22 protein-coding genes are annotated in these 17532 nt (G+C 68.6%); 2 read left to right on the forward strand and 20 right to left on the reverse strand.

Annotation, left to right across the window (positions count from 1 at the left end):
- Nucleotides 1-61: 61 nt before the first annotated feature.
- A complete protein-coding gene (locus ACW17Y_RS11520; protein ID WP_492035841.1) occupies nucleotides 62-622 on the forward strand; it encodes a superoxide dismutase family protein in 561 nt (186 codons plus the stop codon).
- 7 nt (nucleotides 623-629) lie between these two features.
- Here ACW17Y_RS11520 and ACW17Y_RS11525 read toward each other — a convergent pair whose 3' ends face one another.
- The 17 genes from ACW17Y_RS11525 to ACW17Y_RS11605 all read right to left on the reverse strand — a co-directional run bounded on the left by ACW17Y_RS11525 (nucleotide 630) and on the right by ACW17Y_RS11605 (nucleotide 13980).
- On the reverse strand, nucleotides 630-1538 hold the full coding sequence (locus tag ACW17Y_RS11525) for a DMT family transporter (RefSeq protein ID WP_492035842.1): 909 nt from the start codon (nucleotides 1536-1538) through the stop codon (nucleotides 630-632).
- Between the two features lie 81 nt (nucleotides 1539-1619).
- On the reverse strand, nucleotides 1620-2120 hold the full coding sequence (gene ssb / locus ACW17Y_RS11530; protein WP_492035843.1) for a single-stranded DNA-binding protein: 501 nt from the start codon (nucleotides 2118-2120) through the stop codon (nucleotides 1620-1622).
- Between the two features lie 107 nt (nucleotides 2121-2227).
- Complete coding sequence (locus ACW17Y_RS11535; RefSeq protein WP_492035844.1) at nucleotides 2228-2662, reverse strand: hypothetical protein; 435 nt, start codon at nucleotides 2660-2662, stop codon at nucleotides 2228-2230.
- Entirely contained in the window at nucleotides 2662-3369 is a 708-nt protein-coding gene (locus tag ACW17Y_RS11540; protein WP_492035845.1) for a hypothetical protein, read from the reverse strand. The genes ACW17Y_RS11535 and ACW17Y_RS11540 overlap by 1 nt, the downstream gene beginning before the upstream one ends.
- A 91-nt stretch (nucleotides 3370-3460) precedes the next feature.
- Entirely contained in the window at nucleotides 3461-6277 is a 2817-nt protein-coding gene (locus ACW17Y_RS11545) for an NHL repeat-containing protein (protein ID WP_492035846.1), read from the reverse strand.
- 234 nt (nucleotides 6278-6511) lie between these two features.
- Complete coding sequence (locus ACW17Y_RS11550; RefSeq protein WP_492035847.1) at nucleotides 6512-7348, reverse strand: flagellin; 837 nt, start codon at nucleotides 7346-7348, stop codon at nucleotides 6512-6514.
- Between the two features lie 137 nt (nucleotides 7349-7485).
- Nucleotides 7486-7671 (reverse strand): flagellar protein FlaG, encoded by a 186-nt coding sequence (locus tag ACW17Y_RS11555; RefSeq protein WP_492035848.1) that lies wholly within the window; start codon nucleotides 7669-7671, stop codon nucleotides 7486-7488.
- Between the two features lie 180 nt (nucleotides 7672-7851).
- Complete coding sequence (locus tag ACW17Y_RS11560; RefSeq protein ID WP_492035849.1) at nucleotides 7852-8685, reverse strand: flagellin; 834 nt, start codon at nucleotides 8683-8685, stop codon at nucleotides 7852-7854.
- Nucleotides 8686-8969: 284 nt separating this feature from the next.
- Nucleotides 8970-9125, reverse strand: a complete 156-nt coding sequence (locus tag ACW17Y_RS11565) for a hypothetical protein (protein ID WP_492035850.1) — start codon at nucleotides 9123-9125, stop codon at nucleotides 8970-8972.
- Nucleotide 9126: 1 nt separating this feature from the next.
- Nucleotides 9127-9570 carry a hypothetical protein gene (locus tag ACW17Y_RS11570; protein ID WP_492035851.1) on the reverse strand — a complete coding sequence of 148 codons (444 nt, stop codon included), beginning with the start codon at nucleotides 9568-9570 and terminating at the stop codon, nucleotides 9127-9129.
- Nucleotides 9567-9950, reverse strand: coding sequence for a M15 family metallopeptidase (locus ACW17Y_RS11575; RefSeq protein WP_492035852.1), 384 nt, complete (start codon nucleotides 9948-9950; stop codon nucleotides 9567-9569). The genes ACW17Y_RS11570 and ACW17Y_RS11575 overlap by 4 nt, the downstream gene beginning before the upstream one ends.
- Nucleotides 9947-10237 (reverse strand): hypothetical protein, encoded by a 291-nt coding sequence (locus tag ACW17Y_RS11580; RefSeq protein ID WP_492035853.1) that lies wholly within the window; start codon nucleotides 10235-10237, stop codon nucleotides 9947-9949. Before ACW17Y_RS11580 ends, ACW17Y_RS11575 begins: the two co-directional genes overlap by 4 nt.
- Complete coding sequence (locus ACW17Y_RS11585) at nucleotides 10230-10412, reverse strand: hypothetical protein (RefSeq protein WP_492035854.1); 183 nt, start codon at nucleotides 10410-10412, stop codon at nucleotides 10230-10232. The genes ACW17Y_RS11580 and ACW17Y_RS11585 overlap by 8 nt, the downstream gene beginning before the upstream one ends.
- A 5-nt stretch (nucleotides 10413-10417) precedes the next feature.
- Complete coding sequence (locus ACW17Y_RS11590; RefSeq protein WP_492035855.1) at nucleotides 10418-11866, reverse strand: DUF2793 domain-containing protein; 1449 nt, start codon at nucleotides 11864-11866, stop codon at nucleotides 10418-10420.
- Between the two features lie 280 nt (nucleotides 11867-12146).
- On the reverse strand, nucleotides 12147-12875 hold the full coding sequence (locus ACW17Y_RS11595) for an anti-sigma factor (RefSeq protein WP_492035856.1): 729 nt from the start codon (nucleotides 12873-12875) through the stop codon (nucleotides 12147-12149).
- Nucleotides 12872-13429, reverse strand: a complete 558-nt coding sequence (locus ACW17Y_RS11600; protein ID WP_492035857.1) for a sigma-70 family RNA polymerase sigma factor — start codon at nucleotides 13427-13429, stop codon at nucleotides 12872-12874. The genes ACW17Y_RS11595 and ACW17Y_RS11600 overlap by 4 nt, the downstream gene beginning before the upstream one ends.
- Nucleotides 13430-13506: 77 nt before the next feature.
- Nucleotides 13507-13980 carry a DUF4112 domain-containing protein gene (locus ACW17Y_RS11605; protein WP_492035858.1) on the reverse strand — a complete coding sequence of 158 codons (474 nt, stop codon included), beginning with the start codon at nucleotides 13978-13980 and terminating at the stop codon, nucleotides 13507-13509.
- A gap of 67 nt (nucleotides 13981-14047) precedes the next feature.
- On the opposite strand from ACW17Y_RS11605, the gene ACW17Y_RS11610 reads away from it, so the two are divergent.
- Entirely contained in the window at nucleotides 14048-15019 is a 972-nt protein-coding gene (locus ACW17Y_RS11610; protein ID WP_492035859.1) for an endonuclease/exonuclease/phosphatase family protein, read from the forward strand.
- On the opposite strand, the gene ACW17Y_RS11615 is transcribed toward ACW17Y_RS11610, so the two are convergent.
- From ACW17Y_RS11615 to ACW17Y_RS11625, 3 genes are read right to left on the reverse strand one after another with little or no spacing between them, the layout of a single operon-like run.
- Nucleotides 14994-16193: a CCA tRNA nucleotidyltransferase gene (locus ACW17Y_RS11615; RefSeq protein ID WP_492035860.1), complete on the reverse strand. Its 1200-nt coding sequence runs from the start codon at nucleotides 16191-16193 to the stop codon at nucleotides 14994-14996. The genes ACW17Y_RS11610 and ACW17Y_RS11615 overlap by 26 nt on opposite strands.
- Nucleotides 16190-16855 (reverse strand): CoA pyrophosphatase, encoded by a 666-nt coding sequence (locus ACW17Y_RS11620; protein WP_492035861.1) that lies wholly within the window; start codon nucleotides 16853-16855, stop codon nucleotides 16190-16192. The genes ACW17Y_RS11615 and ACW17Y_RS11620 overlap by 4 nt, the downstream gene beginning before the upstream one ends.
- Nucleotides 16852-17415, reverse strand: coding sequence for a DUF1285 domain-containing protein (locus ACW17Y_RS11625; RefSeq protein ID WP_492035862.1), 564 nt, complete (start codon nucleotides 17413-17415; stop codon nucleotides 16852-16854). The genes ACW17Y_RS11620 and ACW17Y_RS11625 overlap by 4 nt, the downstream gene beginning before the upstream one ends.
- Nucleotides 17416-17532 lie beyond the last annotated feature (117 nt).

The following is a 17532-nucleotide window of genomic DNA, read 5'->3' on the forward strand; positions in this document are numbered from 1 at the left end:
CGGAGGCGTCGCGAGGCAAAGTTTGCCGCAAGCCGCCGCGATCCGTGAAAGGAACGATTTGATGCGCATACCGACCCTCGCCGCCGCCCTGACCCTGATTGCCGGGGGGGCCATGGCGCAGACCGCCGTGCCCCCGCCGGCGCCTGCCCCCACGCCCACGGTGACAGCCTCTCTCGTCAACGCTGCAGGCGAGGACGCAGGAACAGTCACGGGCTATCGCGGGCCTCTCGGCATGCTGTTCGTTGTCGACGGCAAGGGTTGGCCAGAGGGCTGGCATGGCGTCCATCTGCACGCCGTCGGAACCTGCGAGGGACCGGGCTTCACCTCGGCGGGCGCGCACGTGAACCATCCGGATCCGCAGAAGCGTCCGCATGGCCTGCTCAACACCAACGGCGGACCGGATCTCGGCGACCTGCAGAACGTCTACGCCGCCGCTGACGGGAGCGTGCACGCGGAGGTCTATCTGTCAGGCGCAGGGCTGGTCGACGGCCCCGGACACGACTTGCTGGATTCGGATGGCCTGTCCTTCCTGGTCCACGCCAACCGCGACGACCACGTGTCCCAGCCGATCGGCGGGGCGGGCGATCGCATCGCCTGCGGCGTGTTCGAGCCGGCCTCCTAGCCGTCGGTCAGGCCTTGGCGGCGCCGGCGCGAAATCCGCGCTCCGCCAGGGCCACGACCGCCACACCACCCATGGTCAGGGCGGCGCCGGTCAGGATCTGGAGCGTCAGGACGTCGCCCAGGAACCCCCAGCCGATGGCCATGGAGACGACGGGCGTGACGAGGAAATAGGGCGTCACCCGGCCGGCCTCGCGCTTCTGGACCAGCCAGAAGACCATCGAGGTGGCGAAGACCGAAGACACGACTCCTGCCCACAGGAGGCACAGCCAGATCAGGGGCGTGGCGGAGCGCACCGCCTCGACCTGGTCCCGCTCGAACATGGCCGAGCCGAAAGCGAGCGTCGGCAGGGCGACGAAGGCCAGCAGGCCCTGCATCTTCAGAGGCGGGATGGACGTGGTGCGCCGGGCGATGACCGTGGTGATCGCCCAGAAAGCCGAGGCCGCAGCAACCAGAACGATGGCCTGCCAGTCGTTGAAGGCATGCGGATCCGCAGACATCCAGACAACCCCGATGAAGGCGATCGCCAGGCCCCCGAGAGCGTAGATGGACAGCCGCTCGCCCAGCAGCAGGAAGGCGAACAGGGCCGTGAAGGGGATCCAGAGCTGGGAGGCCACGGCCGCCGGACTGACGTCCTGGGCCAGGGAGAAACCCCAGTAGAGCAGGCCGTAGTGGATCGGGCCGCCCAGGATGACGATCAGAAGGAGGCTTTTCCAGTTCGGGAAGGGCGGCCGCACAAAGGGGATCAGGCAGACCGCGGCGATGGCGAACCGCAGCGTCGCGACCAGCAGCGGCGGCATGACCTCGGTCGCCACCTTGGCCGCAGCATTGTTCGCGCCCCAGATCACCACAATGGCGGCGATCGCGCCGATCTCCAGCAGGGTCAGCGGGCTGTGAGGCTTGTCGGGAGTTACGGGCACGGACGGCCTATCGCACGCTCAAACAAAAACGTCGGCTCACAATGCATGAGCCGACGTTTCGATCTGGATGAACCCGTCGGGCTAAAACGGGATGTCGTCGTTCAGGTCATAGCTTTCGCGCGGGCCGGAGGGTTTGTTGGCGCCGCCGGTGGAGAAGCCCGAGGAGTAGTCGTCGTCGTTCGAACGACCGCCCGAACCCTGGCCGCCGCCCTGCGAAGCGCCGCCGCCATCGCGGCCGCCCAGCATGGTCAGCTGGCCGTTGAAGCGGCCGATTATGATCTCGGTGGTGTATTTCTCGACGCCGTCCTTGTCGGTCCACTTGCGCGTCTGGAGCGAGCCTTCGACATAGACGGTCGATCCCTTTTTCACATAGTTTTCAACGACCTTGACGATGTTGTCGTTGAAGACCGAGACCCGGTGCCATTCGGTCTTCTCCTTCCGCTCGCCCGACGACTTGTCGCGCCAGGTTTCGGACGTCGCCAGCGAGAAGTTGGCGATGCGATCGCCGTTCGGCATGGAGCGGATTTCCGGATCGCGACCCAGATTGCCGATGAGGATGACCTTGTTGACGCTTCCCGCCATGATGAATTTCTTTCTCTGCTCGCTCCGGACGTCTCTGCGACCGGGCTTAAAATCCTGGTCTCGCGAGGCGCGCCTGCGAGACCGTTAACACGTGTTCCGACTTTGTTCTACTGCCCCGGGAAGGCGGGCGCAGCGCGTTCTTCGACGACAACGCCCAGTTCGGTGACATCCCGCTCTATGGCCCCCGGCACCGCCAGACGGCCGTCGCCGGTTCTGGCCAGCGCGAAGAAGCGGGACCCTTCGAGCGTGCGACCGAACGAGACGCCGCGGCGATCCACGAAGACAAACTGGCCCTGATAGGCGCCCGTGACCTCTTCCTGCGGGATGCCCATGCTGCGGAACCGCAGACGCATCTCCTCAAGGCGTGCGGCGCACATCTCGATCTGGGCCTGATCGCGCGCGACGACGTTGAAGACCGGCTCGCCCTCCGGCCGCTCCACGGCGTAGCAGACGCCAGCATCGGTCGGGGCCTTCACTGACTGGGCGCAGCCGGCGATGAGCGCGATCGCCGGGATCGATGCAATCAGGATGGGACGGATCATCAGTTCAGGCTCGGGAACTGGCAGCTGCGATCCTGATCGGCCAGGATGCGGAAGCGCGTGTTGTCGTTGGACTGTTCTACGCGCCGGGGCACCAGACGCAGGGTCAGGTTGCCGTGGCGGCCATACTGGGCGTCACCGGGACGAACGCAGGTGCCGGCATAGAGAGCCTGAACGCACTGATTGAGGTTCATACGGCCCAGCTCCCGCCAGTCCGAACCGGTGTAACGAAGGCAGGGCGTTCCGGACGCGCGTTCGACGCGGGGGTCGGGCTGCTGGACCTGCGTCTCGGACTTGCCGGGGACGCTGGCGTCATAGGGATCGGACACGCCGACATCGGCCGTCTCGACCGCCGTCGGCAGTGTCGGAGGCGGGGCGAAGGAGGCGGTGGGAGCGGCGGCGAGGTTGCCAGACTCGTCCAGGCCCACGTCGAGGGCGTCGGTCGCCAGACCGTTGCGCCGGGCGCAGTCTGACAGGGTCGCCATACCGATGAACTGACCATTGACGAAGCAACGCAGTTCGCGCGTCGGCTCCAGCGAGGGCGCGTCGCCGACAGCGACCGTCAGGCCGCCGGGGTCTTCGGTCTCGATCGTCTTCGGCGCGGCCGGTTCGTGGCTCACGCCGAACACCATGGCCAGGACCACGGCCGCCAGAACGGCGAGGCCTACGCCGATGGCGATGATGACGCGATTGTCGGTGGGAAGTTGCATGAAGCGGAGCTCGCGGGGCGTCGGGCCTTGAAGGCCTCAATAACCCCGCCCCGCCCCGGGGCGTCAACTGAGAAGCGAAAACGGCGCCCGCTTATCCGGTCAGGCGCGCGAGCGCAGCCTGGTAGTTGGCGAGCTGGTTGGTCAGATAGGCGGGCACGGGTCCGGAGGCGGACGCGGTGGCGTCCTGCGGCGCCAGTCCGCGATAGGCGTCGCGGATGCCCTTCAGCGCACCCTGGATCTTCTCTCCGGCTGCGGCGATCGAGGCGGCGTTGTTGAGGGTCAGGTTGCCGGGCAGGCCGAGGCCGAAGGTCTTCACAGACGTGTCCGCCGCCGCCAGGCCGACGTAGCCCGCCGACAGGCCGAGCCCGAGCAGGGCGTCCCTGCCCGTCTCGCCGGAGGTCAGGATGGCGCCGGTCTTGCCGTCCTTGGCCATGATCGACAGGCGCTGCACCCCGCCGGTCGTGGTCGTCGTCTCGCCGTCCTTGCCGGTGACCGCGCCGCCTTCGGAGGCGACGGTGACCTTCAGCTTGCCGCCCGAGGCGACGCTGATCTTGCGGGCCAGTGTGGCGAGGGTGTCCTTGGCGTCGATGGTCACGGCCGTGGCCCGGCCGCCGTTGGCGGGGGAGACATAGAAGCGGTCGCCGACGCGCAGGGCGGTGGCGTCGATCAGCTTCTTGGAATCGCTTTGGTCGATCTCGCCCTGGGGCAGGCCCAGCCGGTCCAGAACGCTGGCGCCCCCCGATGCGACCGCCAGGGTCATGGGCCTGGCCTGGTCGCCGTCGCCGGACCAGGTGCGGGTGTATTCGACCGCCCCGGTCAGGGGGTCGAGCCGGGTCAGATAGGCCTTGGTCGGATCGGTGTCCTTGGCGGCCGGGTCGCGGTCGGCGATGCCGGTGATCCAGACCTTGCCGTCATGGACCTTCACATCGGCGGCCGAGTCCTCGCCCGCGCCGCCGTACCAGCTGAGGCGGTCGGTGCCGGCGGCGGTCAGGTCGGTGGAGATGGCGGCGACGAAGACGTCCTTGCCGCCCGAATGGGTCGTGGTGGTCGTTCCGGCGCTCAGCCCGCTGTCGCGGCTGGTGCCGGTCAGGATGACCTTGCCGTTGGCGACCGAGACGCCGGCGATGTCGCCCGAGATGGCGCCCAGGTCGCGCGTCGAGGCCAGGGTCGGAACACCCGCCGCGTCCAGGGTGAAGCGGCGCACCACAGCGTGACCGTCCTCGACACCGGCGGTGTAGAGGCTGGAGCCGTCGATGGTCATGGCGTCGACGCTGTCGTCGCCCCCGGTGCCGAACTGGGACTGGCCCACCGCCCTGGAGACGATGCCGGCGGTCGGATAGGGCTCACCCGCCTTGAAGACCTGGACATAGCCGTCCCAGCCGCCGACCGGGACCGCGCCGGTGATGGCGGATTTCGATCGACCGCCAATATAGACGAGGCCGTCGTCGCCGAAGGAGACGCTGGTCGCCTCATCGGCTGCGCGGGCGCCGCGCCGTTGGGTCCACTGTTCTTCGCCGTCCTTGTTGAAGACGGTGACGAAGCTGTCGGCGACGTTGGCGACCTCTCCGGCCTTGCCTGCGTCCGTGGTCGAGGTATTGAGCGCGCCGGTGACCGAGCCGGCCACGGCGACATCGCCATTGTCGTCGATGGCGATGGCGTAGCCGCTGGCGGTCGACGATGCGCCCAGGGTTCGGGTCGCGACCAGCCGGCCGGCGGAATCGTACTTCATCAGGGCGACGTCCTGGACGCCCTTGATCGGCTGGTTGGAGCCGCCGGAGGTGACGTCGCCGACGATCCACAGGGAGCCGTCCGGCCCGACCGCGCTGGCGCGCACGGCGGAGACGCCTTCCGGCATCTTCTCCTGAGAGATACGGCCGTCGACCCACTGGGTCTCGCCGACGTTGCCGCCGGTGGGCGGGGCCGCCGTGCCGCCGTCGCTCTGGAACTTGAGGATCTGGTTGGTGGTGGTGGCCGCAACAGTCGTCTTGGTGGTCGTCACGCCATTGACCGTGGTGGTCACGGTCGTGGCGGGAGAGCCTGCGGACTGAACGACATAGACGGCGTCGGACTTCTCCGCAGCTGTAAAGCCGACGGTTTCGGTCGAGCTCCCGCGAATGGCGAGCGCCCATCGATCAGGGCCGGCCGGCAGGGTCACGGGTTTGCCGGCGACCTGAACGGTCTGCGGCGTCGCCTTGATCTGGTCACGGCCGATCCGGGTCTGGAAGCCGGCGGCCTCAAGCTTGCCGTTGATGAAGCCCGTGACGTTGTCCATCGTCCGCGGCGTCGCGCCCATCTCGCTGAGATCGATCGGGACGGCCGTAGTCTGGGTGCTGAGGCCCACTGGCACCTTGATGGTGATATTGAACCTGGTGTCGCCCTCGAGCGCCTTCACCGGCGTATCCAGCGAGCCTTCGTGGACCGGGCCGGTGATGGAGTTGGAGCTGTCGCGGGGAACGGCGGCCGTGGTCTTGGATGTCGAAGACGAGGTCCCCTGCACCAGCCGTAGCGCGTCGAACTCGGCCTTGCCGATATAGGCGCTGATTTCGGCCAGGCCGGAGGCGAACCGCTTCTGGGTCAGCGCCAGATCGGTGGAGGTCAGGCCTTTCACCGAGGCGCGGTTGGCCAGGGCGTTCAGCGACTCCAGCCCCTGATAGAGGGCGAACAGCTTCCTGTAGTCGGCCGAGGCGCCCTTCACGTCGAGCTGGGCGGCATCCTCGTTGACGAAGGGGCGGCCGCCGAGGGCGGCGCGGACCAGGGCGTCGGGCTTGGGCGCGGTCGCCTGGGCGGACGTGCTCCAGGGCGCGGTCGGCTGAGCCTTTTTCGTAATGAGGTTCGTCAGCGCAGCCGAGGTCGAGGGGTCATAAGAACCTCCATACAAACCCAGTAGATAGCTGCTGTTGACCGCCACTCGATCCTCCGCGCGCAAGGGTACGCGAGCGGGCTCAATGCGAGATTAACGTCCGCGCAGGGAACGATGGAATGCGAATCGTGTTGTGATCTCGTCAGACAGGAGCGAGGCCATGATCTTCCCGAAGTCGCTTATCCAGTCTCTTCTGGCGTTGTACGGGTTTGGAGACAGGGCGCACCAGCCGCGCCGCCGCCCCTCTCCCGTCGTGATCGGCCACCAGTCCGGTAGCCGCTTTTAGCCCTGGAACAGGCTGAGGATGATCTGCGGCGCCTGGTTGGCGATCGACAGAGCCTGAGCCCCCAGCTGCTGCTGCACCTGCAAGGCCTGCAAACGTGCGCTTTCCTTGGCCAGGTCGGCGTCGACCAGATTGCCGATGCCCGACTCGATCGTATCGGAAAGCTTCGCCACGAAGGTGTTGTGGGCCGAGATCTGCTTGGCCTGAGCCCCGACGTCGCCCAGCGACTTGTTCAGGTTGTTGATCGAGGCGTCGAGCTTGGTCAGGGCCGTGGTTGAGCCGGTGACCGTCAGCAGGCTGTCGGTCAGGCTGAGCGAGATGATCGAGCCGCTGAGCGAGAGGTTCTTGCCCGACAACGTCACAAACTGGGTCGCGCCGGCGTTGGCGAGAAACTTCAGCCCGTTGGTCAGGGAGCCGTTCAGGATGTTGCCGCCATCGAAGGAGGCGTTGTCGACGGCTGACTTGATGGAGCGCAGCAGGGCCTTAAAGTCGGCGTCCAGCAGCTGGCGCGACTGGGTCTTCAGCGAGACGTCCTTGGCCGCGACGACCTTTTCTTTCAGCTGGTTCAGAAGATCGGATATCGATTCGCCCGCCGCCATGGCGACGTCGGCGATGGAGGTGGCGCGGTCCAGGCTCTGCTTGACGGCGGAGAGGGCGCCGAGGTCGGCGCGCTGGCCCTGGGCGATGGCCCAGATGGCGGCGTTGTCCTTGGCCCCCTGGACCTTCAGCCCGGTCGAGATCCGGTTCTGGACCCCGGTCAGGTTGTCGTTGGTTCGAGACAGGTTCTGCAGCGCGACAGCGGCGGCGGCATTGGTGTGAACGCTGTTCGTCGTCATAGGTCTTCTAGCCCCGGGATGTTCGCCGAGAGGCTAGGACTGCAACGGTTCCCGTATGGTTAACGGCGGTAAACCACGACGATTAACCGCGTCGGGCGGTCCCGAGCGGTCTGAAGATCTGGGCCGGCGTCCGAAAATCAGGCGCTGGTGTCGATCAGGCCCCCGGCCGTGTAGCCCCCGCTTTCGGCCATTCGCAGGACCTGCTCTCGCGGGAACTGGCGGACGACCTCACCGGTGGCGCTGTCCAGGGTCTTGTAGACGAAGGTCCCCTGGGTGGGGCCCTCCTCGATAATCAGGCGATACCGGGCGGCCTCGTCGGCCATCTGGGCAGCGCGATCCTTCTGGAAGTCGTTGCTCGAAGTCGCGGACGAAGTGGTTGCGACGACGGGGGGAACGCTTGCGCCTACTCTCTTCGCATTGGTGTCCATGGCTCCTTACGCCGGGGCTTCCGGCGTCCCTTGGGGAACGGTCGGGCGGGACCGAGGTCCCGCCCTTCCATTGGCTTATCGGAACAGGCCGAGCAGGATCGAGGTCGACTGGTTGGCGATCGACAGAGCCTGCACACCCAGCTGTTGCTTGGTTTGCAGCGACTGCAGTCGTGCGCTTTCCTTGGCCAGATCCGCATCGACCAGGTTGCCCACGCCGTTTTCCAGAGCGTCGGAGAGCTTTCCGACGAACGAGCGGTGCGTGTCGAGCGACTTGGCGCCGGTGCCCAGGCGAGCCAGGGCGGACGACACGTTGTCGATCGAAGCGTTGACGGCCGTCAGAGCGGTGGTCGCCAGGGTCGAGGTGCCGATGGTCGTCGTAGCCGCGACGGTCACGTTGGCGCCGCCCAGCGACAGGTTTTCACCCGCCACCTTGATGGTGGAGCCGGCCGTGTTCGACAGGGCCTTGTAGCCATTGGTCGTGGTCGAGTTGTCCAGCAGGTTCACGCCGTTGAACTTGGCGTTCGAGACCACCGTGGTGATCTGGTCGCGGATGGCCTTGAAGTCTTCGTTCAAAGCCTTGCGCGAAGCCGTCGACAGCGACTTGTCAGTCGCCGACAGGGCCTTTTCCTTCAGCTGGATCAGCAGGTCGGAGACGGATTCACCGGCAGCCATGGCGACATCAACGGCCGAAGAGCCGCGATCCAGGCTGTCCTTGACGGCGCCCAGAGCATTGATCTCGCTGCGCTGACCCTGGGCGATAGCCCAGACGGCGCCGTTGTCCTTGGCCGAGTTGACCTTTTTGCCGGTGTTGATGCGACCCTGCACGACGCCCAGTTCGGCGTTCGTGGTTTGCAGGTTCTGCAGGGCGACCATTGCGCCCGAGTTCGTGTTCACGCTGTTCAGCGCCATGACGAAAGTCCTTGTTTCAAGGTGTTCGACCGTCGTTTTGACCGTCGAGAGCATTTTGCTCGGAGACCCAAGAAGCAATCGGCAGGCCAGCCGTCGCAATTTCGACAAGCGGCCAACCCGTTGAAATAACTATGGTACCTTGCCTTAACCATGCCTCTCGCCCGGCAGGTTTTGCCGTTTCGAGGGCCGGGAGGCAGGAAGTGCCGGGCGCCCGGCAGGTTTTGCCGGGCATTTCGTCCATCCGGACGCAAAATTGGGTGACGAAACGGACGAAACGGACGAACTCACCGACGTCTCGCAGCGTCTGCCGCCGCCCGTTCGGCCAGCAGTGTCTCGACCGCCAGCCGCCGGGCGGCGTCGCAATCGGCGATCTGGCGACCGCGCGTCATATAGCCGACTTCCAGATCACCCTCGGTCGGAGCGTCCGGCAGGCGGTGCAACTCACAGGGCCGGACGGCCATCGCCGGCAAGGTCAGGCGCGGCGGAGCAACCGACGAGGTCGGGGGCGAGCCGGCACAGCTCGCGGTCATGGTCCCGAAGGCGAGCAATGCGATCGGCAGGCAGCGGGACGGAGGCGTCATCGGCGGTTCTCGCAATCTGGATGGATCGGGCCGTGACGCGGTCCAGCGCCGCGGCGGATTGAACGGCGGCGTCGAGGCGGGCGACCTGACCGGCCTGCCCCTCGGCTTCGGCAGATCGGGCGACGGCCTGCGCGACGGCTGTGGCCGCGGAGGCCTCGGCGCGGTCAAGACGTCGGCGGCCGAGGTCGAGGGGATCCCAGCGAAAGCCGAGGCCGCCGAGCAGGAGGGCGACGACCGCCAGGACCGCGACGCTGACGGCCAGCCAACCCAGCGGCTGAAGCGTCCGCAGGATCGGGGGCGTCACGGGAACACCTTCCGGTCCAGTTCGAAATGCGGACCGTCGCGCAGGCGCGGCCAGTCCCCGCCCCAGACGATGGCCACGCCCCTGGCCCTGGCTGCCGCCTTGATGACCTCGGCGATCCGCGGATAGAGCGGCCAGTCCCATCGGACTGCTCCGTCGACGATGGCCGCGACATCGACCGCATGGCCGGTGAGGTGGCGCGAGTTGAGGGTGCGGCTGGCTCCGGCGCGGACGAGGGCGGCCTGTCGTTCCGTCGTGCGCAGACCTTCGGTGACCATGAAGTCGACCGGGCTGTTCAGGATGGCGGCCTCGATCACGCCGACAAGCGCGGGATGGACGCCCTTCAGCCGGGCGCGGGAGCGTTGAGACAGACGGAAGCTCATCGTGCGCCTCCGTCGGCGAGGCGCAGGCGCAGATTGACGAGGAGGGCGACCAGTTGCTGGGCCGTCGGCGCGACCAGATAGAGAATCAGGGTCAGGGCCAGTAGCGACATCAGGCCGGACGCCACGGCGGGCAAGGCTGCGGGCTCCGTTCGATCGACGACGGCGGACAGGGATCGCCACAGGGCGAAGCTGGCGGCGAACACATAGAGTCGCCGCCACAGCCATTGACCCTCGGCCAGGGGCGGAGACTGAGGCTGGATCGGGGGTTGGGGGTCGTTCTCAATCATAGTCGGGTTCCTCGTCGAGGGTCAGAGGGGGCCAGAACCAGTCGGGTCCGGCGGCGCGGCGGCCTTCGTCGCGGGACAGGCGGCGCGGGACGTCCAGCGCGTCGATGTCCAGCAGAGGGCCTTCTCCGTAGAAGGCGAGGCCGTCAGGGAAGGGATCGACGTCCCGGCGCGACATCGGCGTCATCCCTGGATCAGGATCAGGACGACGCCGCCCGATCCCGCTCCGCCCGCGCCGCCGGCGGTGACGCCCGCACCGCCCCCGCCCCCGCCTGCGCCATAGCCGCCGCCCGCGCCGCCTGCTGGCCCCGCGCCGGATGTGACGGCGCCCGCGCCGCCCCCGCCTCCCCCGGCCGCAGCGAGGATCGAGGCGGGGGTCGATCCGGCCGAGCCGCCCGCCGAGACGCCGCCAGCGCCGCCGTCGCCCGGACAGGTCAGCACGCCGCCGGGGCCGCCCGCACCACCGGTCCGCGCCACGCTCGATGCGTCGAGCCCGCCGCCGCCTCCGCCGCCCCCCGGGGCTCCGGCGCAGATCAGGCTCTGGCCTGCGCCCGCCGGCGCGATGGCCGAGGCCGCGCCGCCGCCGTTGCCGCCGTTCAGGCCGGGCCCGGCTGCGCCCCCTGCCCCGCCCGAGGCGCCGGACTGGCCCGCGCCGCCGCCGCGCGCGGTCAGCAGGGTCACGCCGGATGAAGTGATGAGGGTGTCGCCGCCAGATGCGCCCGATGCGCCGCCCGCGCCGATCGTTACGGTCAGGTGGCCGGGCAGATCCTCGATGCGCCAGATGGTTTGGGACAGGCCGCCGCCGCCCCCGCCTCCTCCGCCCTGACGGACGCCGCTGACACCCGATGCGCCCGCGCCGCCCCCGCCGCCCCCGCCGAGCGCCGTGACGATCAGCAGTCGGGCCCAGTCCGGCGGGGTGAAGTCGCCGCCGGTCGTCAGGCGGACGGTCTCGGCCCGCGTCGCGCCGTGCGCGAACCAGACGCGGGCGTCGTCCTTGTCGATGCGCAGGGCCTCGCGCCAGGTCCCGCCGTCGGGACTGACCTTGAGACGCATATCATCGTCGCCGATCAGGCCCAGTTCGGCGCGGCCGCCATAGCCGCTCTGGAACAGAAGAGACAGGACATCGGCGGAGCCGTCCTTGTTGAAGGTGCAGCGCAGGTCGCCGTCGCCGCCCTCACCGGTCGGCAGGGCCGTCCACAGGGCCTTGTTCAGTTTGGCCGCGAAGGAATTGCCGGCATCGGCCGTGGTGTTGAGACCGAGGCGGTTCAGGGACTGAAGCCGGGTTGGGAACGGGGTCCAGCCGTCCTCGCCGCGCACGACGAGGGCGCCCTCGTCGAGGACGACGGCGAGCGAGCCGGTCGGGGCGGGCACGCGGGTCCAGCCGCCGAGTTCGGCGCGGGCCAGATCGCCCTGCGCCCAGGCCGACCAGACGGCGCCGGTGGGGATCGCGGGCAGGATGTAGAGGGCCCCGTCATCGGGGTCGTAGGGCTGGGCCGCGACGGTGCGGCTGACCACCGCCGTCTGGGCCAGGGCGTCCAGCCGGGTCAGGGCCTCATTGACGGTGACGTGTTTCTGCAGCTGACCGGCCGCCAGATAGGGCAAGTCCAGTCGCGCGCTGTGGTTCGAAGGCATTTTGATCTCCGTTGGAAAGCGGAGATCAGTGTGCGGGCGCCCCGGAGGCACGCGCGTTCAAAGGCTCTAAATAGAGCCGACCATTGAATTCATTGGGGTCCTGGGTCGATCCGTTGATGGGTAGCGCCGGAAACGAGGGGTGCGGGGAGACCAATGGAAGGGCTGGGAGGCCTCCCCGCTGACCGGATCGCGGCTGTCAGGACCCACGGCGTGGCGCAAGGCCACGCCGATACGACCCGGTCAGCAGAAACTACGGACGTCCGGGGGCGCCGGATGCGGCTCAGAGCGACTGAAGCTCGCCGGTGGCGATGACCGGGCCGTCGGGCTTGTCTCCGGCGGGGGTGTGACCCGGCGCCTCCATCGAGATGGCGACCGCGACCGCCTGACCCGCCGTGGAGGCCAGGACGTCGTTCAGGTGGTGATGCGAGGCGGCCGAGCCGTCGATGGCCCCGATCAGCTGGACGCCCGCCTCCCCCGGCTTGACCAGCCACAGGTGCGGCACGGCGCTGACGCCGTCCATGGCCTGGGTGGGGGCGATGAACAGATTGCCGGTCGCGCTGTCGTAGGCCAGGGCGACGACCGGGGTTCCGCCGTCGGTCATGGCGATGGTGGCGACGCGGGTCACGCCGCCGGCCGGAACCGTCTGGACGATGGGCGCGGGGGTCGGGCGCGCGGCCAGCAGAGCGACAGCGACCAGGCTGGCGGCCAGCATGCCGGTCGAGCCCAGGGCCCACATCTTCCAGAAGCCGGCGCGGTTGTCGTTCGCGGCAGTCGGAGCGATGCCCGCCTCGACGCGGGGCCAGACGTGCGGCGACGGCTGGACCGCAGGAATCTCGGCGATGAAGCCAGCCAGATGCTCGTTCCAGACCTCGACCTCGGCGGCGAAGGCGGGATCGGAGGCTTCACGGGCGCGGGCGGCGCGCTCTTCAGCGGGCGACAGGACGCGCAGAGCCAGTTCGCCGGCCAGGACGTCGTCGGGACCAGGTTCGTCGGGGGGAAGGTCGGTCATGATTCGAGGCAGCTCCTGAGCCTCAGCAACCCCCGGCGGATCCAGCTCTTCATCGTGCCGAGCGGCACGTTCTCGCGGGTCGCCAGGGCGTCATAGGTCACGCCTTCCATGAAGGCGGTGCGGATCACGCCGCGAACCTTGTCCTCCAGGGTCTCGAGGCAATGGTTCAGGCGGCTGACCTCATCGGTCGTCTCGATCACGTCCGAGGCCAGGGGGGCGGCGTCGGCCAGGTCGTGAGCGTCCTCGACCGGCGCCGTGCGGCGCATCGGCGCGGCCGAACGCAATCGATCGATCGACCGATTGCGCGCGATGGTCACCAGCCAGGTGATCGGGCTCGCGCGCGAGGGGTCGAAGGTCGAGGCCTTCCTCCAGACGGTGAGATAGGTGTCCTGCAAGACGTCCTCGGCCAATTGGCGGTCAGCCAAGATACGCAGGCACACTCCCAATAGCTTCGCGGAGGTCGCTTCATAGACGATTTTGAAGGCGGCGCGGTCTCCGGAGCCCGCGTTGCCGAGCGCCACGGCCAGTTCGTCTCGCGTCAGCATGGGAGTCATTCAGGGCGTCCGGAGGCGGTCTCGATCATCGGTGACTAGGGCTGGCCTGCGTCAATCCGTCAAGCGAAACAGCGGCTTCAGTCGTGCAGGTAGACAATACGTCGCTTCTTCGGATCGCCCCTCATCGCGGCGAGGTGCCGCTCGTGGTCGCCCGAGGCGCGGGCGTCGCGCTCGTTGGCCTCGACCCAGTGGGTCGACTCGATGTCCTTCTGCAGCGCCTTGGCCGCCATCAGGTGTCCGGGGAAGAAGAAGTCGACCACGTCGGGGGCGAAGGGCACGGCCTCGCCCACGAGGGTCGTGGCGCTGTCGACGCCGAGATAGCCGATCATCCGCAGCAGGGTGCCGGGCGTGGCCTTTGCTCGTGCCGCCTGAACCAGCAGCCAGCCGCCGGCGCCGACGCTGTAGACCGTGCCCACGACCGGGATCCAGGTCAGCAGACCGTCCAGGCCGATGCCGAAGGGACCGAAGCCGACGGCCCGATCGGAGAGCTTCTTGACGCCCTCGACATTGGACCAGATCTTCTCGATATCCCCGATGGATCGCTTCGCCATGTTCGCCCTCCAAGCGACCGGTCAACGCGCCACATCGACCCGTGTTCACCATGGATAGCAAGTCTTCGTGACTGACAGAGTCCTTTCGCATGCGCGGTTGTTCGCGACCGTGGCGCTCGGGGTGGCGCTGCTGGCGCCGCTCGGGATCGCGCTGGCGGGCCTGAGCGGGATCGGGCACCGTTGGGTCGATATCCTGGCGCAGTTCACCGGACCGGCGCTGATCGCGGCGGTCGCGGGGCTGGCGGCCGCGGGACTTTTGCGGGGGCGCAGGCTGTTCGCAGCGGCGGTGATTGTCTGCCTGCTCGTTCTGGCGTCAGGATCGCACCAGTGGGCGCCGCCGCGCGGAGAGCCTGAGGACGGATCGCCGGACTTCACCCTCTATTCCGCCAACCTGCACGCGCTGAACACGGATGTGGAGGCGATGGCGGCGTCCATAGCGGCGGCCGATGCCGATGTGGTGGTGCTGGTCGAGGTCGGCGATGCGCCGATGGCGGCCATCGACCGGGTGCTGGCCGGCTATCCGAACCGCGTCGCCACCGGACGGCTGGATCGACCCAGCGGGCCCGCCCTGTCGATGATCGCCTCGCGGCGGCCCTTGCGGGACATTCGGCTGAGAGTCCCCGCGCTCCACGTGGTGGGCGCACTTGCGGAAACACCGCTCGGCCCGGTCACGATCGCGGGCGTGCACATGACGAGGCCCTGGCCCTATCAGATCCAGTGGGAGCAGATCCGTCAGGCCGAGGGGCTTTCATCGTGGGCGCGGTCATTGGAGGGGCCGGTCATCGCGGCGGGGGATTTTAACAGCGTGTCGAGCGCACGGATCGGCAAGATCATCAAGACCGATGGCGGGTTGATCCCCGCGCCGGGCTGGCCCGGGACCTGGCCGACCGCCCTGCCCGCCGTCGCCGGGATGACAATCGATCAGGTCTACAGGTCGCCGGATCTGGCGCTGGTGGAACGGCGGCTGGGTCTGCCGACGGGGTCGGACCACCGGCCTGTGATCAGCCGCTTCGTCAGGAGCGCGCCGCCAGTGTCTTGAGGCGTTCGAAGTGACCGTCGGCGGGGAAGTCGTCGGCGATCCATTCGGCCTCGAAGGTCTTCAGGATGCGGCCGTGCGCCGGGCCGGGGTCGATGCCGAGTTTCGTCAGGTCGCGACCGCCGACAGGCATGCGGGGGACGGGCCATCCGTCGATCAGGGTGAGCGCAGTCGCGGTGTCGGCCCCGGGTCGAACTGCGCCTCCACGACGGATGCGGTCGGCGACCGCCTGTTTGCCGACGCGGTAGATCAGGGCGCGCAGGGATCTCGCGTCGGTCGCCGGATCGAGCGGCCCCTCGGCGGCTGCGGCCAGACGCGCCTCCACGATCCTGGGCAGACGCAGGCCTTGGGCGATCCCGGCGACGGCGGGCGGATCGTCTGGCAGCAGGGCGGACAGGCGAAGGACTGCGTCGTCGCTCGCCTCGACGATCGCATCGAACGGAGCCAGGTCGGATGCGGCCGGGAAAAGGCGGGTCAGGACCCCGGCGTCGCGCATCGCTTGGACGGCCGGGCGCGGGTCGGGTGCGGCCAGCAGCTTCAGCAATTCCTTCGACACCCGCTCGGCGGACAGCCGCGTCAGCCCTTCGGCGTGGGCGGCGCAGGCGGCGAGGCCTTCGGCGTCGGGCTCGGCGCGGCCGTACCAGGCGTAGAAGCGGAAGAAGCGCAGGATGCGCAGATAGTCCTCCTCGATCCGGGTGTTCGGATCGCCGACGAAGACGACGCGACCGGCGAGGGCGTCCTCGACCCCCTGCCCCGTCGGATCGAAGATGACGCCCGTCCGGTCGGCGTAGAGGGCGTTGAGGCGGAAGTCGCGGCGGGCGGCGTCCTCGGCCCAGTCGTCGGTGAAGGCCACGACGGCGCGGCGCCCGTCCGTCTCCACATCGCGGCGCAGGGTGGTGATCTCGTAGGGTTTCTTGCCCGAAACGGCGGTGACCGTGCCGTGAGCCAGGCCCGTGGGGACGACCTTGATGCCGGCAGCCTTCAGCGCGGCCATGGAGTCCTCGGGCTTCAGCCGGGTTGCGATGTCGAAGTCATCCACGGGCCGTCCGACGAGGGCGTTGCGCACCGAGCCGCCGACGAAGCGCGCGCAGTCTGGGCCGCCCGCCGCCTCCAGCGCGTCGAAGACGGCGACCGTGGCGGGGCTGGTCAGCCAGGGCTGGTTCTCCAGCCGGATCATGCCGCGTCCTCCGCCGCCGAAGCGGGCAGATTCGGCTCGTCGCCATACAGGCGCGCGCGCAGCCCCCGGATGATCCCGGCGGTCGCTCCCCAGATGTACTGCTCGTTCCAGGTCATGGCCCAGAACCAGCGCTTGACCCCGACGGGCGCCTCCAGGTGATCCCGGCTGTGATTGGCCGGGTCCATCAGGAAGTCCCACGGCGCCTGGAAGATCTCCGCCACCTCGTCCGGCGAAGCGGTCAGCGGCGGCAGGGCGTCGATCCAGCCGATGACCGGCGTCACCAGATAGCCGGTGCCGGTCTCATAGGCGTCGGACAGTCCGAGCACCGTGACGGCGGCGGGGTCCAGATCGACCTCTTCCCTGGCCTCACGCAGCGCGGCGTCGATTGCGGTCTCGCCGGGATCGAGCCGACCGCCGGGAAAGGCGACCTGGCCAGTGTGTTTGGTCAGGCTGTCGGCGCGGCGGGTCAGCAGGACGCGCGCGCCCTCCGGATCGGCGATGATCGGGATGAGCACGGCCGCAGGTTTCAGCGGGCCTGGCGTCCAGCGCGAGGCGCCGGGGTTGAGATCGAAGTCCGACCGCACCGCGCGCGTCTCCGCCCGCCAGCCGTCCGCCGGCGCCAGCTTTTCGGCCAGCCGGTCCTTCAGCGTCCTGTGGCTCATTCGACGCCGGCTCCCAGCGGGCCGAGCGGGAACCAGACGCCGCCGGACTGGATCTGTAGCCGGCCGTCCCGTTCCTCGGCCATTTCAACCAGGTCATAGAAGACGGTGCGGACGATACGGGCCTCCAGATCGGCGCGGACATGGACGCGGGGCGCGGGTTCGCCGGTCGTCGGGTCGGTCTCGACGGTGATTGGGTGGTCAGGGCCGGCGCGGGTCTCATCGCCGACGTCGGTGGTGAAGACCAGGTCGTCGCCGTCCCGGGACATGGTCACGGCGCGGAACGGCAGATCCTCGACCTCGATCCGCATCTTCTCGACAGGGGTGACCAGATGATAGCCGTCCGGGTCGCGCCGCAGGACGGTGGAGAACAGCCGCACCAGCTCGGCCCGGCCGATGGGCGAGTTCTCATGCATCCAGACGCCGTCCCTGCGGATGACGATATCGATGTCGCCGCAATGGGCCGGATGCCACAGATGCACGGGCGGCAGGCCGCGACCCGGTGCTTGTTTCGCTGCGGCGGCTATGGCGGCGAGACCTTGTGATTCAGCGGAGGTGGTCATTCAGTTCACCGTGCACCCCGGCGAAGGCCGGGGTCCAGATGGAAAACTCCGACGTCGATGATGCGGTTCAGGTGCGTCGTCCAAGGCGACCTGAGTTCGTGATCTGGACCTCGGCCT

The organism is Brevundimonas sp. AVps7, assembly GCF_058681545.1.